Origin of the sequence: Ramlibacter sp., from assembly GCF_028292805.1 — a bacterium.
GTDB lineage: Bacteria > Pseudomonadota > Gammaproteobacteria > Burkholderiales > Burkholderiaceae_C > Ramlibacter.
The window spans coordinates 1-14611 of record NZ_JAQGLS010000287.1 but is presented as its reverse complement, the minus strand read 5'-3'; the positions used below and the strand labels follow the sequence as shown (position 1 = coordinate 14611).

Below are 14611 nucleotides of genomic sequence, written 5' to 3'. Positions count from 1 at the left end.
GGCGAGGCGCAGGCCCAGGCTCCCGGCCAGGAGTGACGGCGCAGCCGGCCTGCGGCAGCTGACATGCGCGAGCCCGTCATCGCCTGCATCGGCCTCGGCGCCAATCTCGGCGACCCGCAGGCCACGCTGCGCCAGGCGCTCGCCGGCCTGGCCGGCTTGCCCGGCACCTCGGTGCTGCGCACTTCCCGCTTCTATCGCAGCGCGCCGCTGGATGCGGGCGGCCCCGACTACATCAACGCCGTCGCCCTGGTGCGCACGGTGCTGGCCGCACCCGAGCTGCTGGCGGCGCTGCAGGCGCTGGAGCAGCTGGCCGGGCGCGAACGGCCGTACCGCAATGCGCCGCGCACGCTGGACCTCGACTTGCTGCTGTACGGATCGGCGCGCATCGCCAGTCCAGCGTTGACGGTGCCGCATCCGCGCCTGCGGGAACGCGCCTTCGTGCTGGTGCCGCTGGCGGAGGTCGCGCCGGAGCTGGTGGAGGCGCGCGACCTGGCCGCCGTCGCCGGGCAGTGCATCGAGCCATTACCTCCCACGTCATTGCCGGCATGAGCCCGGCGCCGCAGCACGGTGTTCCTGCTGGCCGGCCTGACGACGCCAACGTCCTGATCGGCGTGCGGGTGGCGATGATGTTCGTGTTGGCGAACCCGTTCGCGGGCTGACCGCATCGTCGTCCCCGCACCGGCGCGAGCCAGTGCGTCCGCCTCCTAGAACCAGTCCACCAGCCCCGACTGCTCCGCGTTCTGCGGGTTCGATCCCGCGTCGCGCACGCGTTGCAGGGCTTGCGGAACGTCCATGCCCACGGCCTTGAGCACGCAGGCGGCGGCGGTGCCGGTGCGGCCCACGCCGGCCGCGCAGTGCAGCAGCACGGCGTCGCCGCCGCGCAGGGCCGCGGCGACGTCGCCGATGCCGCGGCGAAAGGCCTGTGGATCCTCCGGCGAGCCGAAGTTGCGCATCGGCAGGTGCAGCCAGCGGAACGGCAGGCGGCCGCAGTCCACCGCGGCGAGGTACTGCGGCGACAGCTCGGACAGCTCGGAGCGCGGCGTGAGGCAGACCACCAGTGCCAGGGCGCTGGTCTGCGCCCGCGATTGGAACTGCGGCCACGGCTCGAACCGGCCGGGCATCGGCCCGAGCCAGAGCCGGCCTTCGATGCCGGTGGGCAAGGCAACGCTGCGCAGTGTCATGCCTGGATTGTGCGGCCCGGCGCGTGCTGATGCGGTCGCGCTGGAGTCAGCGCGCACTGCTGCGTTGCTGGGCGACGCCGAGTTCGCTGACCGGCGCCGCCCGGTTGTCCCAGGCGCCGCGGATGTAGGTCAGCACGGCCGCCACCTGGGCGTCCGACAGGACGGTGGCGTACGGCGGCATGCCGAACGGCCGCGGATTGCCGCGGGTGGCGGGCGGAAAGCCGCCGTTCAACACCACCTGCACCAGGTTGGCCGTGACGGGCAAGGTGACGGCGCGGTTGCCGGCCAGCGGCGGATAGGCGCCCGTGCGGCCCTGGCCTTGCTCGCCGTGGCAGGACGCGCAGTGCTGTTGATACAGCCGCCCGCCTTGCGCCAGCACCTGCTGGGGCGCCTGCGCCACCTCGCGTGGGTCGGTGTCGGTCGGCGTCGGCGGCAGGCTCTTGAGGTAGACGGCCATCGCGCGGATGTCGCCGGGCTCCAGGAACTGGGTGCTGTGCTGCACCACCTCCGCCATCGGGCCGAGCACGGTGCCGCGCGGCGCGGCGCCGGTCCCCAGCAGCAGTTCGATCTCCGACAGCGGCCAGCCGGCCACGCTGGCTTCGCTTGGCGAGGTCAGCGACGGCGCGTACCAGTTCTGCATCGGGATCAGTCCGCCGGACAGGTCCAGCATGTCGCTGCTGCCGCCGAGGGCGTTGCGTGCGCTGTGGCAGGCGCTGCAGTGCCCCAGGCCCTGCACCAGGTAGGCGCCGCGGTTCCATTCGCGCGAGCGCGACGGGTCCTCCACCTGCTTGCCCGAGCTGAAGTACAGGGTCCGCCAGACCGCCAGCGCGGTTTGCGTGCTGTACGGCCAGCGCAGGCGGTGGGCGCGGTTCGGCCGGTTCACCGGCGGCAGGCTGCGCAGGTGGTCGAACAGCGCGTCCGCATCGGCGTCGGTGACCCGGGTGGTGTGGGTGTAGGGGAAGGCCGGGTAGAGCAGGCGGCCGTCGCGCGAAATCCCTTCGTGCAGCGCGCGCCGGAAGGCCGTCTGCGACCACTTGCCCAGGCCGGTGTCGGCATCGGGCGTGAGGTTGCTCGCATAGACCGTGCCGAACGGCGTCACCGTCGGCCGGCCGCCGGCATAGGAGGCGCCGCCGCGTTCCGTGTGGCACAGCATGCAGTTGCCGACGCGCGCCAGGTAGGCGCCGCGGGCGACCTGGTCGGCGTTCGGGGGCGTGGCGGGTGGCGGGTCGTTGAGCCTGCGCGCGCCCCAGAAATTGAGCAGCCAGACCAGCAACGCCGCTGCGGCGATGCCCACCAGCAAGGCCCGCACCAGGCGCTTCACGACGGCGTCCTGCGCGGCGGCAACGGCGCGCTGCCGCAGAGGATGGGGGCTGATTCGGCCGGCGGCGCCGCGGCCGGGGTGGCGTTGCGGCCGCGGCGCCGTGTCGGCGGGGCGGGCTGCGTCAGCGTCGGCGCGACCGCCCTGGTATTGGGCGGCAAGGGCTCGGATGCCAGCCAGGCGGTCACCGCGACCAGATCGTCCGGCGCCAGTCGGCGCGCGATGTCCGCCATGCAGTCGGGCGCATGGGCGCGCCGCTGGCCGGTGCGCCAGGCGCCCAGCTGCGCGTTGAGGTAGTCGCGCGGCAGGCCCAGCAGTCCGGGTGCGGCCGGCTCCACGCCGGTCAGCGCCTTGCCGTGGCAGCTGGCACAGGCCGGCAAGTTGCGCTGCGCATCGCCTTGCAGGGCGAGCTGGCGGCCCCGCTGCAGCAGGTCGGGCGCGGCCGGCACCGGGCGCGGCGGCGGGTAGGGCAGGTCGAGCCGGGCGAAGTGCTGCGCGATCTCGAACAGGTAGGCATCGGAGAGCGGGTCGAGCAGGCCCGTCATCAATCCGTAGTGGCGGCGCCCCTCGCGGAAATTGAGCAGCTGGTGGTACAGGTAGCCTTGGGGCTTGCCGGCGATGCGCGGGTAGTAGCCATCCGGCCCGGCGCGGCCCTCGCTGCCGTGGCAGAGGGTGCAGGCCAGCGTGCGCTGCGCCATGCTGTCCTCGAAGCGCGCGGGCGCGGCGACGGCGCCGGTGGCCAGGGCCACGAGCAGAAGCAACGAAAGCACGGTGCGCATCGCGGCACTATGCCACCTTGGCCGCGCGGCCAGACGCGGTCAGCGGGCGGAGGACACGGTCAGGGCTGTCGTCCTACATGGCGGGCCCAGGCGCGCTTCTAAGGTTGCCGCATGAACCTCTATCGACGTTCGAGCAAGCCCAAGTCGCAGGCAGCCGCTCCCGGTGGCGCCCGCCGCCGTCCTGCGCCGGGCGACGAGGCCAACAGCGCCGTTCCGCAGCGTCCGGAGCCGAAGCTGGAGCCGATTCCCGACGGCGAACACAAGTACGTGCCACGCAGCCCGTACCGCACCGGCAACCACTGAACCGGCACCGGGCTGATCGGTTCAGGCGTCGCCCAGCACCACGTCGGACACCGGGTACGCCACGCACGGCAACACCCAGCCGCCCGCCTTCTCTTCCGGCAGCAGGCCGGGCCACGCAATTGCATAGCGCACCTGGCCGCCATGCAGCGGCCGCAGGCAGGCACGGCAGGTGCCGTTGCGGCAGGAACTGGACAGGGCGATGCCGGCGACCTCGGCCGAGCGCAGCAGCGGCTGCCCGGTCGGCGCCGCGAAGCGCCGTCCGGACGGTTCCATGACGGCTTGGTACACGGCCGTCCCGGCCCCCTGGAATTGCATGAAGTCATGATAATCGGCGCACACCGACAACCCGCCGCACACCATGGCTTCCAGCCTGTTCGCCCTCCTCGACGACATCGCCACCATCCTCGACGACGTCGCGGTGCTCACCAAGGTGGCCGCGAAGAAGACTGCGGGCGTGCTGGGCGACGACCTGGCACTGAACGCGCAGCAGCTCACCGGCTTCAAGGCCGAGCGCGAGTTGCCGGTGGTCTGGGCGGTGGCCAAGGGCTCGCTGGTGAACAAGGCGATCCTGGTGCCCGCCGCGCTGGCGATCAGCGCGCTCGCGCCCTGGGCGGTGACGCCGCTGCTGATGATCGGCGGCGCCTTCCTCTGCTTCGAAGGGGTCGAGAAGGTGGCCCACAAGCTGCTGCACAGCCCCGAGCAAGACGCCGCGCACCAGCGCCAACTGGTGGAGGCGCTGGCCAACCCCGAGGTCGACCTGGTGGCCCTCGAGCGCGACAAGATCAAGGGCGCCATCCGCACCGACTTCATCCTGTCGGCCGAGATCATCGTCATCTCGCTGGGCGCCATCGCCGGCGCCGATTTCCTCACCCGCGTGCTGACCCTGGTCGGCATCGCGCTGCTGATGACGGTGGGCGTCTATGGCCTGGTGGGCGGCATCGTCAAGCTCGACGACTTCGGCCTGCGCCTGACGCGTCGCGCCGGCGGTGCCGCGCAGGCGGCGGGCCGCTTCATCCTGCGCGCCGCGCCCTGGCTGATGAAGTTCCTGTCCATCGCCGGCACCGTCGCCATGTTCATGGTGGGCGGCAGCATCCTCGCGCATGGCATCCCGCCGGTCCACCATGCCATCGAGGCGATCGCGCAGGCGGCGGGCGCGTTTGGCGGCGTGCTGGGCATGCTGCTCGAAGCGCTGTTCGGCCTGCTGGCCGGCGCCATCGTGCTGGCGGGGTTCACCCTGGTCCAGCGGATGCGCGGCAAGAAGCCGGCGCCGGCCTGAGCCTGCAAGCTTCACGGCTTTGCAGGTAGGCAGGCTCCTACGGTGCGTCGCAGTGCCGGCCGATACGGCTCTGGTGCGGCGGGCCCCAACAATGGCTCTTCAACCGAGGGAGAGCCGCAATGCCCGAGATGCACCAGAATGCCGCCGCTGCAGCCGGCATGCCCCCCACCCTCGAGGTCGTCGCGCGCTGGGCCACGGACGACGCCGACTACGCACTGGGCTGCGAATGCGCCGACCCCGCGCTGCAGATCGAGCGCTGGGGCCTGGACGACGACGGCCAGTCCAGCTGAGTCGCCGCGCGCCCTGACCGAAGATGCCGGACACCGACCGCCAGGAAGCCAGCCGGGAGCCTTCCGAATTTTTCTCCGCACTGCGCTGGGGTTTGCTGCTTGGCGCAGCCATGCTGGTGCTGGTGATGCCACAGGTGCGCCAGGCGCAGGTGCCAAGCCAGCCGCAACCGCCTGCCGTCGCCCAGGCACCGGCCGTCCCGGCCATTCCGGCTCCGCAGGCTAAACCCGCGCCGCCGTCGGTGCAGGCCCGGGCTGCCACGGCCGAACCCACGCCCCGCTCGATCCCGGGCCGGGGCCTGCGCATGGCGGACTTCTCCGGCGAAGACCCTTCACCGGAGGTCAGGCACATCGCGAACTGGGCCGTGTACTCGCATGACCACAAAAAGCACGCCTTCGTCGTGGTCGACAAGAAGGACGCCCGTGTCTACGTTTTCGGCCCGGAGGGCAAGCTCAAGGAAAGCGCGCCGGCGTTGCTCGGCTCCGCCCGCGGCGACCACACGGTGCCCGGCGTCGGCGACAAGCCCTTGTCGCAGGTGAAGCCCGATGAAAAGACCACGCCCGCCGGCCGTTTCGTGGCCGAGCCGGGCAAGAACACCAAGGGCGAAGACATCGTCTGGGTCGACTACGACGCTGCCGTCTCGATGCACCGGATCCGCCCGCTGGTGGCGGCCGACCGGCGGCTGGAGCGGCTGGCCACGCTGACCGTCGACGACAACCGGATCTCGTTCGGCTGCATCAACCTGCCGGTCACCTTCTACGAAGAGATCCTCAGCCCCACCGTGCGCAAGTACGGCGCGATCGTCTACGTGCTCCCGGAGACGCGCACCCCGCAGCAGCTGTTCGGTTCCTACGACGTTCAGCCCGCGGGCAAGCGGACCAGGAAGGCCTAGCTGCGGGGCGGCCGGGCTCTCCACGTCGTCAGAGCCCGACCGGCGCGGCGCTCCACGGCCAGGAAGGCCTAGCAGCGGGGCGGCCGGGCTCTCCACCCCGGCTGTTGCGTAACAGGGCTTGATCCTCGACAGCAGGCGCCCTCGCATCGATGCCGGCTCGGCCATTGCAGGCCGGCAGAGGGGACGGGATGTTGGCCAGATGGAGCCATGGGCTGCATGTCGCAGCCGGTGGCCTGCTGTGTTTTACTGCAGCCGCGGCGGCGGGGCCGCCGTCGGCGGTGCTGGCCGGCGCGGGCTCGGCCGATGCCCAGCGCCTGCTCGAGTGGATCAAGCGTACCGGCGATCATCGCGGCGGGCCGTTCGCCGTGGTCGACAAGCGCAATGCCCGGATCCTGGTCTACGACGGCGCTGGCGTCCTGGCCGGCCAGTCGCCGGCTCTGCTGGGCGCCACCCGCGGCGACCACACCCTGGCTGGCGTCGGCCGGCGCACCCAGACCGGCGACATCGGCCCTGACGAACGCACCACGCCGGCGGGCCGCTTCGATGCCGTGCCCGGCCTCAACCTCGGCGGTGAGCCGATCGTGTGGGTCGACTACACCAGCGCCTTTGCCATCCACCGCGTGCGGCCTGGCGCCGCCGAAGCGCCGCGCCGGCGCCGCCTGGCCAGCGCCAGCCCGCACGACAACCGTGCCTCGTCGGGCTGCGTCGTGGTGCCGGTGCGCTTCTACGAGCAAGTGGTGCAGCGGGTGCTGGGCAAATACCGCAGCGTGGTCTACGTGTTGCCAGAGACCCGGCGCCCCGGAGAATTCATGACGGCGCTGGAACAGCAGTAGGGCGGCGCGAGGCGAGCGCTCGTCCGACAAGATGGCGCGCAGGGCGCTGACGCAGAGCCATCAGGCGGTCTTTAGTCTTGGTTGGCTGGCAACTCGCCGGTCCACAAAGCAAACAGGAGATCCTGAACATGTCCGCAACCACGAAGATCCTCATCGCTGCCACCGCAGTGTTCACCGCTGCCTTCGCCTTGGCGCAAGGCACCCCGCCCGCCCCGGCATCGAACCCTGCCGTCGGCTCCGGCCAGCGCAGCACCCAAGACACGCCGATGGGCGCAACCGGCACCCCCGGCGGCGGCGCGGCCACCGGCAGCACCTCCTCGGGGGCGACCATGAGCGGCTCCGGCAGCGGCTCGGCGACGTCGGGCAGCACCGGCAGCGGTAGCGGCTCCTCGATGTCCGGCACCAGCAGCGGCTCGTCCACGGCGGGCGGAGCGGGCACCAGCACCCGTACGGCGCGCGCCGACCGTAACTGACAGCGGTCATGAGCGAAGGCCGCTCGCGCGGCCTGCAAAGTGGACAAGGCCCGCTCGCGCGGGCCTTGTCGCTTCAGGAACGGATCAGGCCATGACCTTTGGCGAGTCGGGCGTCACCATGCAGGCGCTGATCAGCCAGCGGTCACCCTGCCGGTTCAGCACGTAGGTGACCAGCCAGCCCGCGCCATCGGTGTCGGTCACCCGCACCTTTTGCAGCGCCAGCGAGCCGTCGCTTTGCGGCTTGAGGAACAGCACGCTGGCCGGGTGCGCCACCATCGGGTACTGCGAGCGCAACATGGCGAGGAATTCGTCAGCATTGCCAAAGCGGGTGCGCAGGCCCGGGTCGGCCAGGGCGAAGGCGGCGCCGGCGTCGTCGGCCGCCAGTGCCTGCAGCTGGCGCTGCACCACGTCGCGCACGGCCGTCGGGTCGGGGCTGGCCTTGGGCATGTCGGTGGAGAAGATGGCGCCCAGCAGGATGACGCAGAACAGCAGCGACCACGCAGAGGCCGGGCTGCGCGGGCGGGACGGGCGTTCGGCCGGGTCGGTCTGGTGGTCGGTCATGGGTGTGCGCAGTTCGGGTGGACGCCGGTCATGCCGGGCGCGGAGAACAGCTGCCGCCGCGGCAAGCCCGCCGGTCCACTGGACAATGTTCTCGCTGATCGCCCGCGGAGGCGGAGAGTCCGATACCTGTCGTCGTAGCGCGGAGTCCGGCTGGCTTTGGGTGATTGGAAAGCTGCCAGCGCGGGCGCCGCGCAGGCAGGCAGCGACACAGTCTGTAGGCGCCACAGCGCAGGAGTTGTGGGAGGCGGCGTCGGCCAGGCGCGCAAGCGTTTCAGTCGCCCAGCAGCATGGGCAGGCCGCCATCCGGTTCGAACCGCTTGTTGCGCCAGCGCAGGCGGGTCGGCCCGGGCAGCAACTGCTGGCGCATCGAGTGCAAGGGATCGCCCGGGTAGCACAGCAAGCGTTCGCCGTCCTGGTCGAACGGTTCGGGCCGGATGCAGGGCGGCGGGGCCGCCCTGGCGGCGGCCAGCACGCCGGCCACGTCGGCGTGGCGCGCCAGGTGGGCCAGGCTCATGATCTGCGGCGGCGCCAGCTCGATGCCGCCCTCCCAGTACTGGCGCAGGGCGGCACGCGGTGCCAGCCAGAGGCTGCTGGTGGCCTCGTGGTCGTCGTGGGACGGCTGCTGCCCGGCGGGAACGATGGCCACGAAGAAGCGGGTGTCGAAGCGCTTGCGCGAGACGCTGCTGGCCACCGGCGTCACCCAGCGCGACCAGGGCTGCAGCAGGTCGACCGCCAGCCGCAGGTCCCAGGGCCGCAGCAGTTCGCCAAAGCCGCGACCGCCGCGCAGCGCCTGCCAGGCTGCGCGCGCGCGCGCGCCGTCGATTGGCGCGAGCAGCAGCCCGGTCTCCTCGAACACTTCGCGCATGGCGCAGACGTACAGGGCGGCGGCCTGCCGCTCATCCAGCTCGGGCTCGCCCAGGCGGGCGCGCAGCTTGGCCGCCGGCACGTCGATCCGGTCCTGCCAGTCGGCGTCGTCGACATCCACCTTGCCGCCGGGAAAGACGTAAGCCCCGCCGAGCACCTCGGACTGCGCGTGCCGCTGCAGCAGGAACACCTCCAGGCCGTCTGGCCCGTCGCGCAGCAACACCACGGTGGCCGAAGGGAGGGGGGCGGCTTCGTTGCGAAACCCTTGCAGCAATTCCATGCACCGAGGCTAGCAGAGCTCGGTGGCAAAGCGCATCGCGTCCGCGACCCGGCGTGGCTTCTCCTGTTCCCATGCGATTTGCGGGAAGCAGTCGGCTACGCTGGCCACGAAGCCGGCTGGCCGCGCAATCCCGCCGCCGACCCGCGCGCTGGCGCTGGGGCGTGCGCCACGCCGATCCGCCGCCGTTCACGCGCCTGCGCGGGCCGGTGCACGCGCGCGGCGGCGTCTCCGGCGTGACCCGCGTCGGCGGTCGGGAAGTCGCCAGCTGGGGCGAGCCGCGCCGCGCCGACCTCACCTTCTGCGTCGCCAAGATCTGCCTGGCCGCGCTCGCCGGCGTGACCCAGGCCAGCGGCCGTCCGCCCAATGCCAGCGCGTCGGCGAGTTGCTGCCCGGCATCGGCTTCGATCGAGGCGGCAATCGAGAGAGCGCCGGGGGAGCGGCAGCTGCTTTGGCCTGCCCGACCAGGTGGAGCGCAACGCAAGGTGACCCACCATCCAAAGCCGCCGCAGGGCCGCAAAGGCGAGGCGCGGCTGCTGCAGCCGCCGGGCCTGGTGGGAACACAACGGACCGGCCCACGACGCGGTGGTGGTGCGCTGCTGGACGGCAGCCGCGCGCCCGCTTTCCTGTCCCGGGTCGCGAAGGCACTGGCGGCCGGAGCGGGCGCGGCCGACTCAGGGCCGCATCCGGCCTTCGATCAGCGCCCGCGTGGCGCGCACTTCGGAGGCGAACGGGCTCTGGCCGTCGTCGGCGCGGTCCAGCAGGGCCAGCCCTTCGGCGTGCTGGCCCAGGTCGGACAGCGTCTGGGCCAGGTTGTTCAGCACGATCACCGACTGCGGGTTCTTTTGCAGCGCGGTGCGCAGCACGCCGGCGGCCTCTTGGAGCGAGCCGCGGGCATGCAGGTGATTGGCCAGGCCGACGGCGGCAGGCAGGCTGTCGGGCCAGCGCTGCAGCGCCGCTGCGTAAGCCTGCACGGTGGCCTCGACATCGCCTCCGCGGGCCAACCCCAGCAGCGACTGCAGCCAGCGTTCCTCGGTGGCGCTGGCGGCAATCTTGCCCGGCGGCAGTACCACCATGGCCCAGTGGCCGCCCTGGAACCAGGTGCGCTCGAAGGCCGTGAACGACATGCGCTGGCGCATCTGCACGCCCGAGCGCAGCAGGATGGTGCCGGTGGCGTAGTCGTAGCCGTTGACCACGGCGTAGTGCCAAGCGCTGCCGATGAAGCCGATGTCCTGCAGCACCACCACCGGATTGCCTGCGGCCACTTCGCGCAGCAGATCGGCGTAGCGTGGCGCCAGGCGATAGCTCACGCGCCCATGACGGCGCGGCGTGGCCAGCATCTCGACCTGCAGGCTGCCTTTGCGCGCCGGCAGCCAGACCTCGTCGACCAGGGCGTCGGGGTCGATGGCGACGCCGCTGTAGGCCAGCGCCATGCCGATGGCGGCCGGCCCGCACTGGTAGTCGGCCTGGGGAAAGAACGGCACCTGGGCCAGCTCCACCTGCTGCGGCACGCCGTCGGGCCAGCCCGTGCGCAAGGCCATGGTCTGCGGGACCAGCGTGGTGCAACCGGACAGCAAAAGGAACACGGCTGCCCATGCGAGCAGCCGTGTCCAGCACGCGGCGATGGAATTCTTCCGCATCGCTCCTTCTTACTTGCGGATCGCGTAGTACCAGATCAGCGCGGCGATCACGATGACGGCCACCCAGCCCCAGCCCGACAGGGCGCCGGCCGGTGCGTTCTGGATGTCCGTCGCGAGCGCGTGCACTTCCTGATCGGTCATGCTGTTGACGCGCTCACGGGCAGCGCGCGGATCGACGCCGTAGGCCTGCAGCTGGGACGCCACTTCGGCGCGGTCCAGCGCACCGAGCACCAGCGCGCGGTCGGCGCCGGCGGTGCTCGGCGCGGCCTGGTCGGCCCCGATCAAGCCGGCTTGCGCCGTGTGGAAGGACAGCGTGAGTAGGGAGGCCACCAGCACGCGGCAGGTCGTTCTCTTGAATGCCAGGTTCATTTGTACGTCTCCTGAGTGGGTTCCGGGTTCGGCCGGACGCCGCACTCGGAAATGTCATTTAGACACGGCGCACCGTCCTACGGGGAGACTCCTCCACGACGATCCATGCAACACGTTGGCACAAGTGTTTCATGATGTAGTTTCCCTCTGGGGCTGCTTCGCCGGCCGATGCTTGAAAGCTACTCGTCCTGGGGGAGCACGCCTTTTTCGCCGGTTCGCCGGCGCATTCGAGCGGCGCAGCACGAAGTCGCTGCGACCGTCGACACAGCTGCCAGCCAGCGCCTCGGTGTCGACGTGGTCGCCGCCGGACGGACCGGCCCGGCGCCATGGTGGGCGCCGCTTCGGCCGCCGGGCGAGGGTGACCTGCAGAAGTCTACCCACACCGGCAAGGCCAGGCTGCCGCCGCTCGCGTTGTCGGGCTGCGCGGCTGGTCCTATCCCATCCTCTCCCGCAGTGCGGGGCAAGTTGATACAAGGCGCTCCCCCCGGGGGGATCCCGGGGAGTCCCGGGGACAACGCCCTTGCGGAGCGTCAGGCCTGCGGGGGTAGCACGCTTTCCAGAACTTCCGGGTCGCGGCGGATGGTGTCGCGCACGCGGTGCTCGCGATCGAGCTTGCCGAACTGGTGGTCCAGGGCGTGCACCAGCTTGTCGGCGGCGCCGCGGAAGGCCAGATCCTGGCTGGCCGCGAAGTTGGTCACCGCCACCGGCGCCCGCCCGGCCATGCGCGCCTCCAGCATGCAGCGCTTGTCGACGGCCCCGCCCTTGCCCGAGTTCTCGTCGGACAGCTGCACCTCGACGCTGGTCAGGTCCTGGCCGAAGCGGGCCAGGTGTTCGTTCAGGTAATCGCTGGCCCAGCGCTCCAGACTTTCCTTGTTCTCGATGTCGTTGCTGGTGTTGACTTGCACTTTCATGCGGTTTCCTTTCGTCGTTTGCCTTACTCTGCGGGCGCCCGGGGGTACCGCACGTCGGACAGAACCCCGTGGCGTGTGGGACAGGACCGGGCGCGTATGCTCGCGGGCAAGGAGAAACTGCATGGCCGCGCTTGCCACCATCGAAACCGAATCGGGGCCTGACCCCGTCGCCACCCTCGTCATCCTGCATGGCCTGGGCGCCGACGGGAATGACTTCGTGCCGATCGCCCGGGAACTGGACCTGTCCGTGATCGGACCGGTGCGCTTCGTCTTTCCCGAAGCGCCGGTGATCCCGGTGACCATCAACAACGGGCACCGCATGCGGGCCTGGTACGACATCCGCGGCACCGAGTCGCAGGGCCTGGAAGACGAAGCCGGCCTGCGGCAGACGCTGGCCGCGGTCGACGCCCTGTTGCTGCGCGAGCAGGAGCGTGGCATCGCGGCCGGGCGCATCGTGCTGGCCGGGTTCTCGCAAGGCTGCGCCATCGCGTTGCTCGCGGGGTTGCGGCACGGCAACCGGCTGGCCGGCGTTGCGGGCCTGTCAGGCTACCTGCCGCTCGCGGCCAGCACCGCGGCGGAGGCGGCCGAAGCCAACAAGGCCACGCCGGTGTTCCTGGCGCATGGCAGCCAGGATCAGATGGTCGTGCCGCAGCGCGGCCGCGCCTCGCGCGACGCGCTGGCGGCGCTCGGCTACCAGGTCGAGTGGCACGAGTATCCGATGGGGCACACCGTCTCGATGGAGGAGATTCAGGATCTCAACGCCTGGCTGCTGAGGGTGCTGACGCGCTGAGCTTCGGTGCTGCGGCCCGGGCCCGGTCCGACGGGAAGGGGCTGGCTGCCAGGTAAGCCGCGGTGGCGCTGAGAAAGGGTGCGTTGTCCGGCGTGCCGGCCTGGTCTGACTTGCGGGCGAAGAGGAAAATGCTCTCCGGCGCGGCGGGCTCGACCGCCAGGAGCTGGAAGCCGGCATGATCGACCAGGGCGGCAGCAGCGAGGGAATCGAACACGTGGTGGTGCACGCCACGGTTGACGGCGTTGCCTTCCACCCACGTGCGCAGGGCCTGGCGCGAGGGTTGCCCCGGATCGCGCTTCATGTCGTGCAGCCGCAGCACTTCCTCGAAGTGGCTGGCGTCGTCCTCGCCCATGTCGCGCTCGAAGTCGTCCACCAGGTGCGGCAGCGGCGTGACCGGTCGGTGGCGGTCGAACGTGCCATCCTTGTGCGGCAGCGCCAGTATCAGGGTGCCGCCCGGCGCGAGCACCCTGCGCCATTCGGCAAGCGCCTTGAGCGGATTAGCGGAATGCTCCAGCATGTGGCAGGACAGCAGGAAGTCGTAGCGGGCGTCGGCGACGTCGCGCAGGCAGGTGGCCTCGCTGAAGAACTGCTGTCCCGGCGCTGCGCCGTCCCGGAACCGGAAGGAGGCCCCCGCTGGAATGGTTCCTTCCCAATGGGTCCGCGCGGAAAAATTGACGTTGTCGAGAGACCCCGCCAGCGCGTAGACCGGCGCATAGCCCCTGGGCGAAAACAGCGGGCTGGGCCCACCGACCTCGATACCGGCGCCGTGGAACAGGCCGGCGCTGCGCTGCATGAAGGGCGATCGATGGCCCAGCAGACGGTGCCGCGCCAACCTCCACGCGCCGCCTATGCCCAGCGCCCGCCCCGAGGCCGCGTAGATCCTGATGCGCTCGCGCCACTCCATGGGTTTCCTTCAAGTTTGCTGGAACAGGCACGCATCATGCCTGCGGTCCCGCGACGCCGTCTCCGTCGCTTGTCCCGCAGCCAGCAGGCTTTGGGTAAAGGTGTTAACTTCGCCACGCTGAACGACCCCCCGGGGCCAGAAGAAGACATCCATGAGCAACCTGCAACAGGCCCTGAGCACGCTGGCGCCCGCGCGCCTGCAAGGCATCCGGCGTGGCATCGAAAAAGAGAGCCTGCGGGCCCGGGCCTCCGGTGCGCTGGCCGCCACGCCGCATCCCGAGGCGCTCGGGTCGGCACTGACGCATCCCAACATCACCACCGACTACAGCGAGTCGCAGCTGGAACTGATCACCGGCGTGCATGCGAGCGTCGAGCAGTGCCTGGAAGAACTGACGCAGGTCCACCAGTTCGCCTACCGCGCGCTTGGCGACGAAATGATGTGGGTCAGCAGCATGCCCTGCGTGCTGCCGGCCGACGAGACGATCCCGATCGGGCGCTATGGCTCGTCCAACGTGGGCCGGGCCAAGAGCATCTACCGCATGGGCCTGGCGCACCGTTACGGGCGGCGCATGCAGACCATCTCCGGCATCCACTACAACTGGTCGCTGCCCGGCGTGAGCGATGCGCAGTACTTCGCGCTGATCCGCAACTTCCGCCGCCACGCCTTCCTGCTGCTGTACCTGTTCGGCGCGTCGCCGACGGCCTGTTCCAGCTTCGTCCTGGGCCGCCAGCACGAACTGCAGACGCTGTCCCCCGGCACTGTGTACATGCCCTACGGCACCTCGCTGCGCATGGGCCGCCTGGGTTACCAGAGCGCCGCGCAGGCTAGCCTGGCGGTCAGCTACAACGGCCTGGAGGGCTACGCGGCTTCGCTGCACGACGCCCTGACGCGTCCGTATCCGGCGTACGAGGCGGTGGGCATCGTCAATCCGGGCGGTGAATACAACCAGCTG

The 14611-nt window shown here is 71.0% G+C and carries 18 protein-coding genes and 1 pseudogene; 9 read left to right on the top strand and 10 right to left on the bottom strand.

All coding sequences use genetic code 11. The features are described 5' to 3' along the window. The first annotated feature begins 63 nt into the window (after window positions 1-63). The gene (gene folK, locus JWP65_RS17470; RefSeq protein ID WP_299766013.1) at window positions 64-549 is read left to right on the top strand and encodes a 2-amino-4-hydroxy-6-hydroxymethyldihydropteridine diphosphokinase; all 486 of its coding nucleotides are present in this window, start codon (window positions 64-66) and stop codon (window positions 547-549) included. A gap of 155 nt (window positions 550-704) precedes the next feature. Here the strand turns inward: folK and JWP65_RS17465 are convergent, their stop codons facing one another. From JWP65_RS17465 to JWP65_RS17455, 3 genes are read right to left on the bottom strand one after another with little or no spacing between them, the layout of a single operon-like run. Continuing rightward, a complete protein-coding gene (locus JWP65_RS17465) occupies window positions 705-1181 on the bottom strand; it encodes a tyrosine-protein phosphatase (RefSeq protein ID WP_299766011.1) in 477 nt (158 codons plus the stop codon). Window positions 1182-1227: 46 nt separating this feature from the next. Beyond that, the gene (locus JWP65_RS17460; RefSeq protein WP_299766009.1) at window positions 1228-2502 is read right to left on the bottom strand and encodes a cytochrome c; all 1275 of its coding nucleotides are present in this window, start codon (window positions 2500-2502) and stop codon (window positions 1228-1230) included. Beyond that, window positions 2499-3197 carry a c-type cytochrome gene (locus JWP65_RS17455; protein WP_299766017.1) on the bottom strand — a complete coding sequence of 233 codons (699 nt, stop codon included), beginning with the start codon at window positions 3195-3197 and terminating at the stop codon, window positions 2499-2501. The genes JWP65_RS17460 and JWP65_RS17455 overlap by 4 nt, the downstream gene beginning before the upstream one ends. Window positions 3198-3389: 192 nt before the next feature. On the opposite strand from JWP65_RS17455, the gene JWP65_RS17450 reads away from it, so the two are divergent. Then, complete coding sequence (locus tag JWP65_RS17450) at window positions 3390-3581, top strand: hypothetical protein (RefSeq protein ID WP_299766007.1); 192 nt, start codon at window positions 3390-3392, stop codon at window positions 3579-3581. A 21-nt stretch (window positions 3582-3602) separates the two neighbouring features. Here the strand turns inward: JWP65_RS17450 and JWP65_RS17445 are convergent, their stop codons facing one another. Beyond that, complete coding sequence (locus tag JWP65_RS17445) at window positions 3603-3896, bottom strand: 2Fe-2S iron-sulfur cluster-binding protein (protein ID WP_367280529.1); 294 nt, start codon at window positions 3894-3896, stop codon at window positions 3603-3605. 43 nt (window positions 3897-3939) lie between these two features. Between JWP65_RS17445 and JWP65_RS17440 the strand changes: the two genes are divergently transcribed. From JWP65_RS17440 to JWP65_RS17420, 5 genes are all read left to right on the top strand, one after another. Continuing rightward, entirely contained in the window at window positions 3940-4857 is a 918-nt protein-coding gene (locus tag JWP65_RS17440; protein ID WP_299766005.1) for a DUF808 domain-containing protein, read from the top strand. 119 nt (window positions 4858-4976) lie between these two features. Continuing rightward, entirely contained in the window at window positions 4977-5147 is a 171-nt protein-coding gene (locus tag JWP65_RS17435; RefSeq protein ID WP_299766003.1) for a hypothetical protein, read from the top strand. 23 nt (window positions 5148-5170) lie between these two features. Further along, window positions 5171-6037 carry a hypothetical protein gene (locus JWP65_RS17430; protein ID WP_299766001.1) on the top strand — a complete coding sequence of 289 codons (867 nt, stop codon included), beginning with the start codon at window positions 5171-5173 and terminating at the stop codon, window positions 6035-6037. Between the two features lie 188 nt (window positions 6038-6225). Beyond that, window positions 6226-6870, top strand: coding sequence for a L,D-transpeptidase (locus JWP65_RS17425; RefSeq protein WP_299765999.1), 645 nt, complete (start codon window positions 6226-6228; stop codon window positions 6868-6870). Between the two features lie 128 nt (window positions 6871-6998). Continuing rightward, window positions 6999-7343: a hypothetical protein gene (locus tag JWP65_RS17420; protein ID WP_299765997.1), complete on the top strand. Its 345-nt coding sequence runs from the start codon at window positions 6999-7001 to the stop codon at window positions 7341-7343. Window positions 7344-7427: 84 nt separating this feature from the next. Here the strand turns inward: JWP65_RS17420 and JWP65_RS17415 are convergent, their stop codons facing one another. From JWP65_RS17415 to JWP65_RS17395, 5 genes are all read right to left on the bottom strand, one after another. After that, window positions 7428-7904 (bottom strand): DUF4864 domain-containing protein, encoded by a 477-nt coding sequence (locus tag JWP65_RS17415; protein ID WP_299765995.1) that lies wholly within the window; start codon window positions 7902-7904, stop codon window positions 7428-7430. 271 nt (window positions 7905-8175) lie between these two features. Continuing rightward, window positions 8176-9048: an NUDIX hydrolase gene (locus JWP65_RS17410; protein ID WP_299765993.1), complete on the bottom strand. Its 873-nt coding sequence runs from the start codon at window positions 9046-9048 to the stop codon at window positions 8176-8178. Between the two features lie 671 nt (window positions 9049-9719). Beyond that, the gene (locus tag JWP65_RS17405) at window positions 9720-10685 is read right to left on the bottom strand and encodes a PA2778 family cysteine peptidase (RefSeq protein ID WP_299765991.1); all 966 of its coding nucleotides are present in this window, start codon (window positions 10683-10685) and stop codon (window positions 9720-9722) included. A 9-nt stretch (window positions 10686-10694) separates the two neighbouring features. Next, window positions 10695-11054, bottom strand: a complete 360-nt coding sequence (locus JWP65_RS17400) for a PA2779 family protein (protein WP_299765988.1) — start codon at window positions 11052-11054, stop codon at window positions 10695-10697. A 530-nt stretch (window positions 11055-11584) separates the two neighbouring features. Further along, entirely contained in the window at window positions 11585-11965 is a 381-nt protein-coding gene (locus JWP65_RS17395; protein ID WP_299765986.1) for an HPF/RaiA family ribosome-associated protein, read from the bottom strand. 121 nt (window positions 11966-12086) lie between these two features. Here JWP65_RS17395 and JWP65_RS17390 point away from each other — a divergent pair, with 121 nt between their 5' ends. Next, the gene (locus JWP65_RS17390) at window positions 12087-12755 is read left to right on the top strand and encodes an alpha/beta hydrolase (RefSeq protein WP_299765984.1); all 669 of its coding nucleotides are present in this window, start codon (window positions 12087-12089) and stop codon (window positions 12753-12755) included. On the opposite strand, the gene JWP65_RS17385 is transcribed toward JWP65_RS17390, so the two are convergent. Beyond that, window positions 12721-13659 (bottom strand): methyltransferase domain-containing protein, encoded by a 939-nt coding sequence (locus JWP65_RS17385; protein WP_299765982.1) that lies wholly within the window; start codon window positions 13657-13659, stop codon window positions 12721-12723. The two genes, JWP65_RS17390 and JWP65_RS17385, sit on opposite strands and share 35 nt — an antisense overlap. Before the next feature lie 151 nt (window positions 13660-13810). Here JWP65_RS17385 and JWP65_RS17380 point away from each other — a divergent pair. Then, a pseudogene (locus JWP65_RS17380) lies at window positions 13811-14611 on the top strand (glutamate-cysteine ligase family protein); the annotation flags it as partial.

Excerpts from the sequence above, each read along its gene's own strand:
- folK (WP_299766013.1), top strand. The coding sequence starts at position 64 with ATGCGCGAGCCCGTCATCGCCTGCATCGGCCTCGGCGCCAATCTCGGC.
- JWP65_RS17465 (WP_299766011.1), bottom strand. The coding sequence starts at position 1,181 with ATGACACTGCGCAGCGTTGCCTTGCCCACCGGCATCGAAGGCCGGCTC.
- JWP65_RS17455 (WP_299766017.1), bottom strand. The coding sequence starts at position 3,197 with ATGGCGCAGCGCACGCTGGCCTGCACCCTCTGCCACGGCAGCGAGGGC.
- JWP65_RS17450 (WP_299766007.1), top strand. The coding sequence starts at position 3,390 with ATGAACCTCTATCGACGTTCGAGCAAGCCCAAGTCGCAGGCAGCCGCT.
- JWP65_RS17445 (WP_367280529.1), bottom strand. The coding sequence starts at position 3,896 with ATGCAATTCCAGGGGGCCGGGACGGCCGTGTACCAAGCCGTCATGGAA.
- JWP65_RS17440 (WP_299766005.1), top strand. The coding sequence starts at position 3,940 with ATGGCTTCCAGCCTGTTCGCCCTCCTCGACGACATCGCCACCATCCTC.
- JWP65_RS17435 (WP_299766003.1), top strand. The coding sequence starts at position 4,977 with ATGCCCGAGATGCACCAGAATGCCGCCGCTGCAGCCGGCATGCCCCCC.
- JWP65_RS17430 (WP_299766001.1), top strand. The coding sequence starts at position 5,171 with ATGCCGGACACCGACCGCCAGGAAGCCAGCCGGGAGCCTTCCGAATTT.
- JWP65_RS17425 (WP_299765999.1), top strand. The coding sequence starts at position 6,226 with ATGTTGGCCAGATGGAGCCATGGGCTGCATGTCGCAGCCGGTGGCCTG.
- JWP65_RS17420 (WP_299765997.1), top strand. The coding sequence starts at position 6,999 with ATGTCCGCAACCACGAAGATCCTCATCGCTGCCACCGCAGTGTTCACC.
- JWP65_RS17415 (WP_299765995.1), bottom strand. The coding sequence starts at position 7,904 with ATGACCGACCACCAGACCGACCCGGCCGAACGCCCGTCCCGCCCGCGC.
- JWP65_RS17410 (WP_299765993.1), bottom strand. The coding sequence starts at position 9,048 with ATGGAATTGCTGCAAGGGTTTCGCAACGAAGCCGCCCCCCTCCCTTCG.
- JWP65_RS17405 (WP_299765991.1), bottom strand. The coding sequence starts at position 10,685 with ATGCGGAAGAATTCCATCGCCGCGTGCTGGACACGGCTGCTCGCATGG.
- JWP65_RS17400 (WP_299765988.1), bottom strand. The coding sequence starts at position 11,054 with ATGAACCTGGCATTCAAGAGAACGACCTGCCGCGTGCTGGTGGCCTCC.
- JWP65_RS17395 (WP_299765986.1), bottom strand. The coding sequence starts at position 11,965 with ATGAAAGTGCAAGTCAACACCAGCAACGACATCGAGAACAAGGAAAGT.
- JWP65_RS17390 (WP_299765984.1), top strand. The coding sequence starts at position 12,087 with ATGGCCGCGCTTGCCACCATCGAAACCGAATCGGGGCCTGACCCCGTC.
- JWP65_RS17385 (WP_299765982.1), bottom strand. The coding sequence starts at position 13,659 with ATGGAGTGGCGCGAGCGCATCAGGATCTACGCGGCCTCGGGGCGGGCG.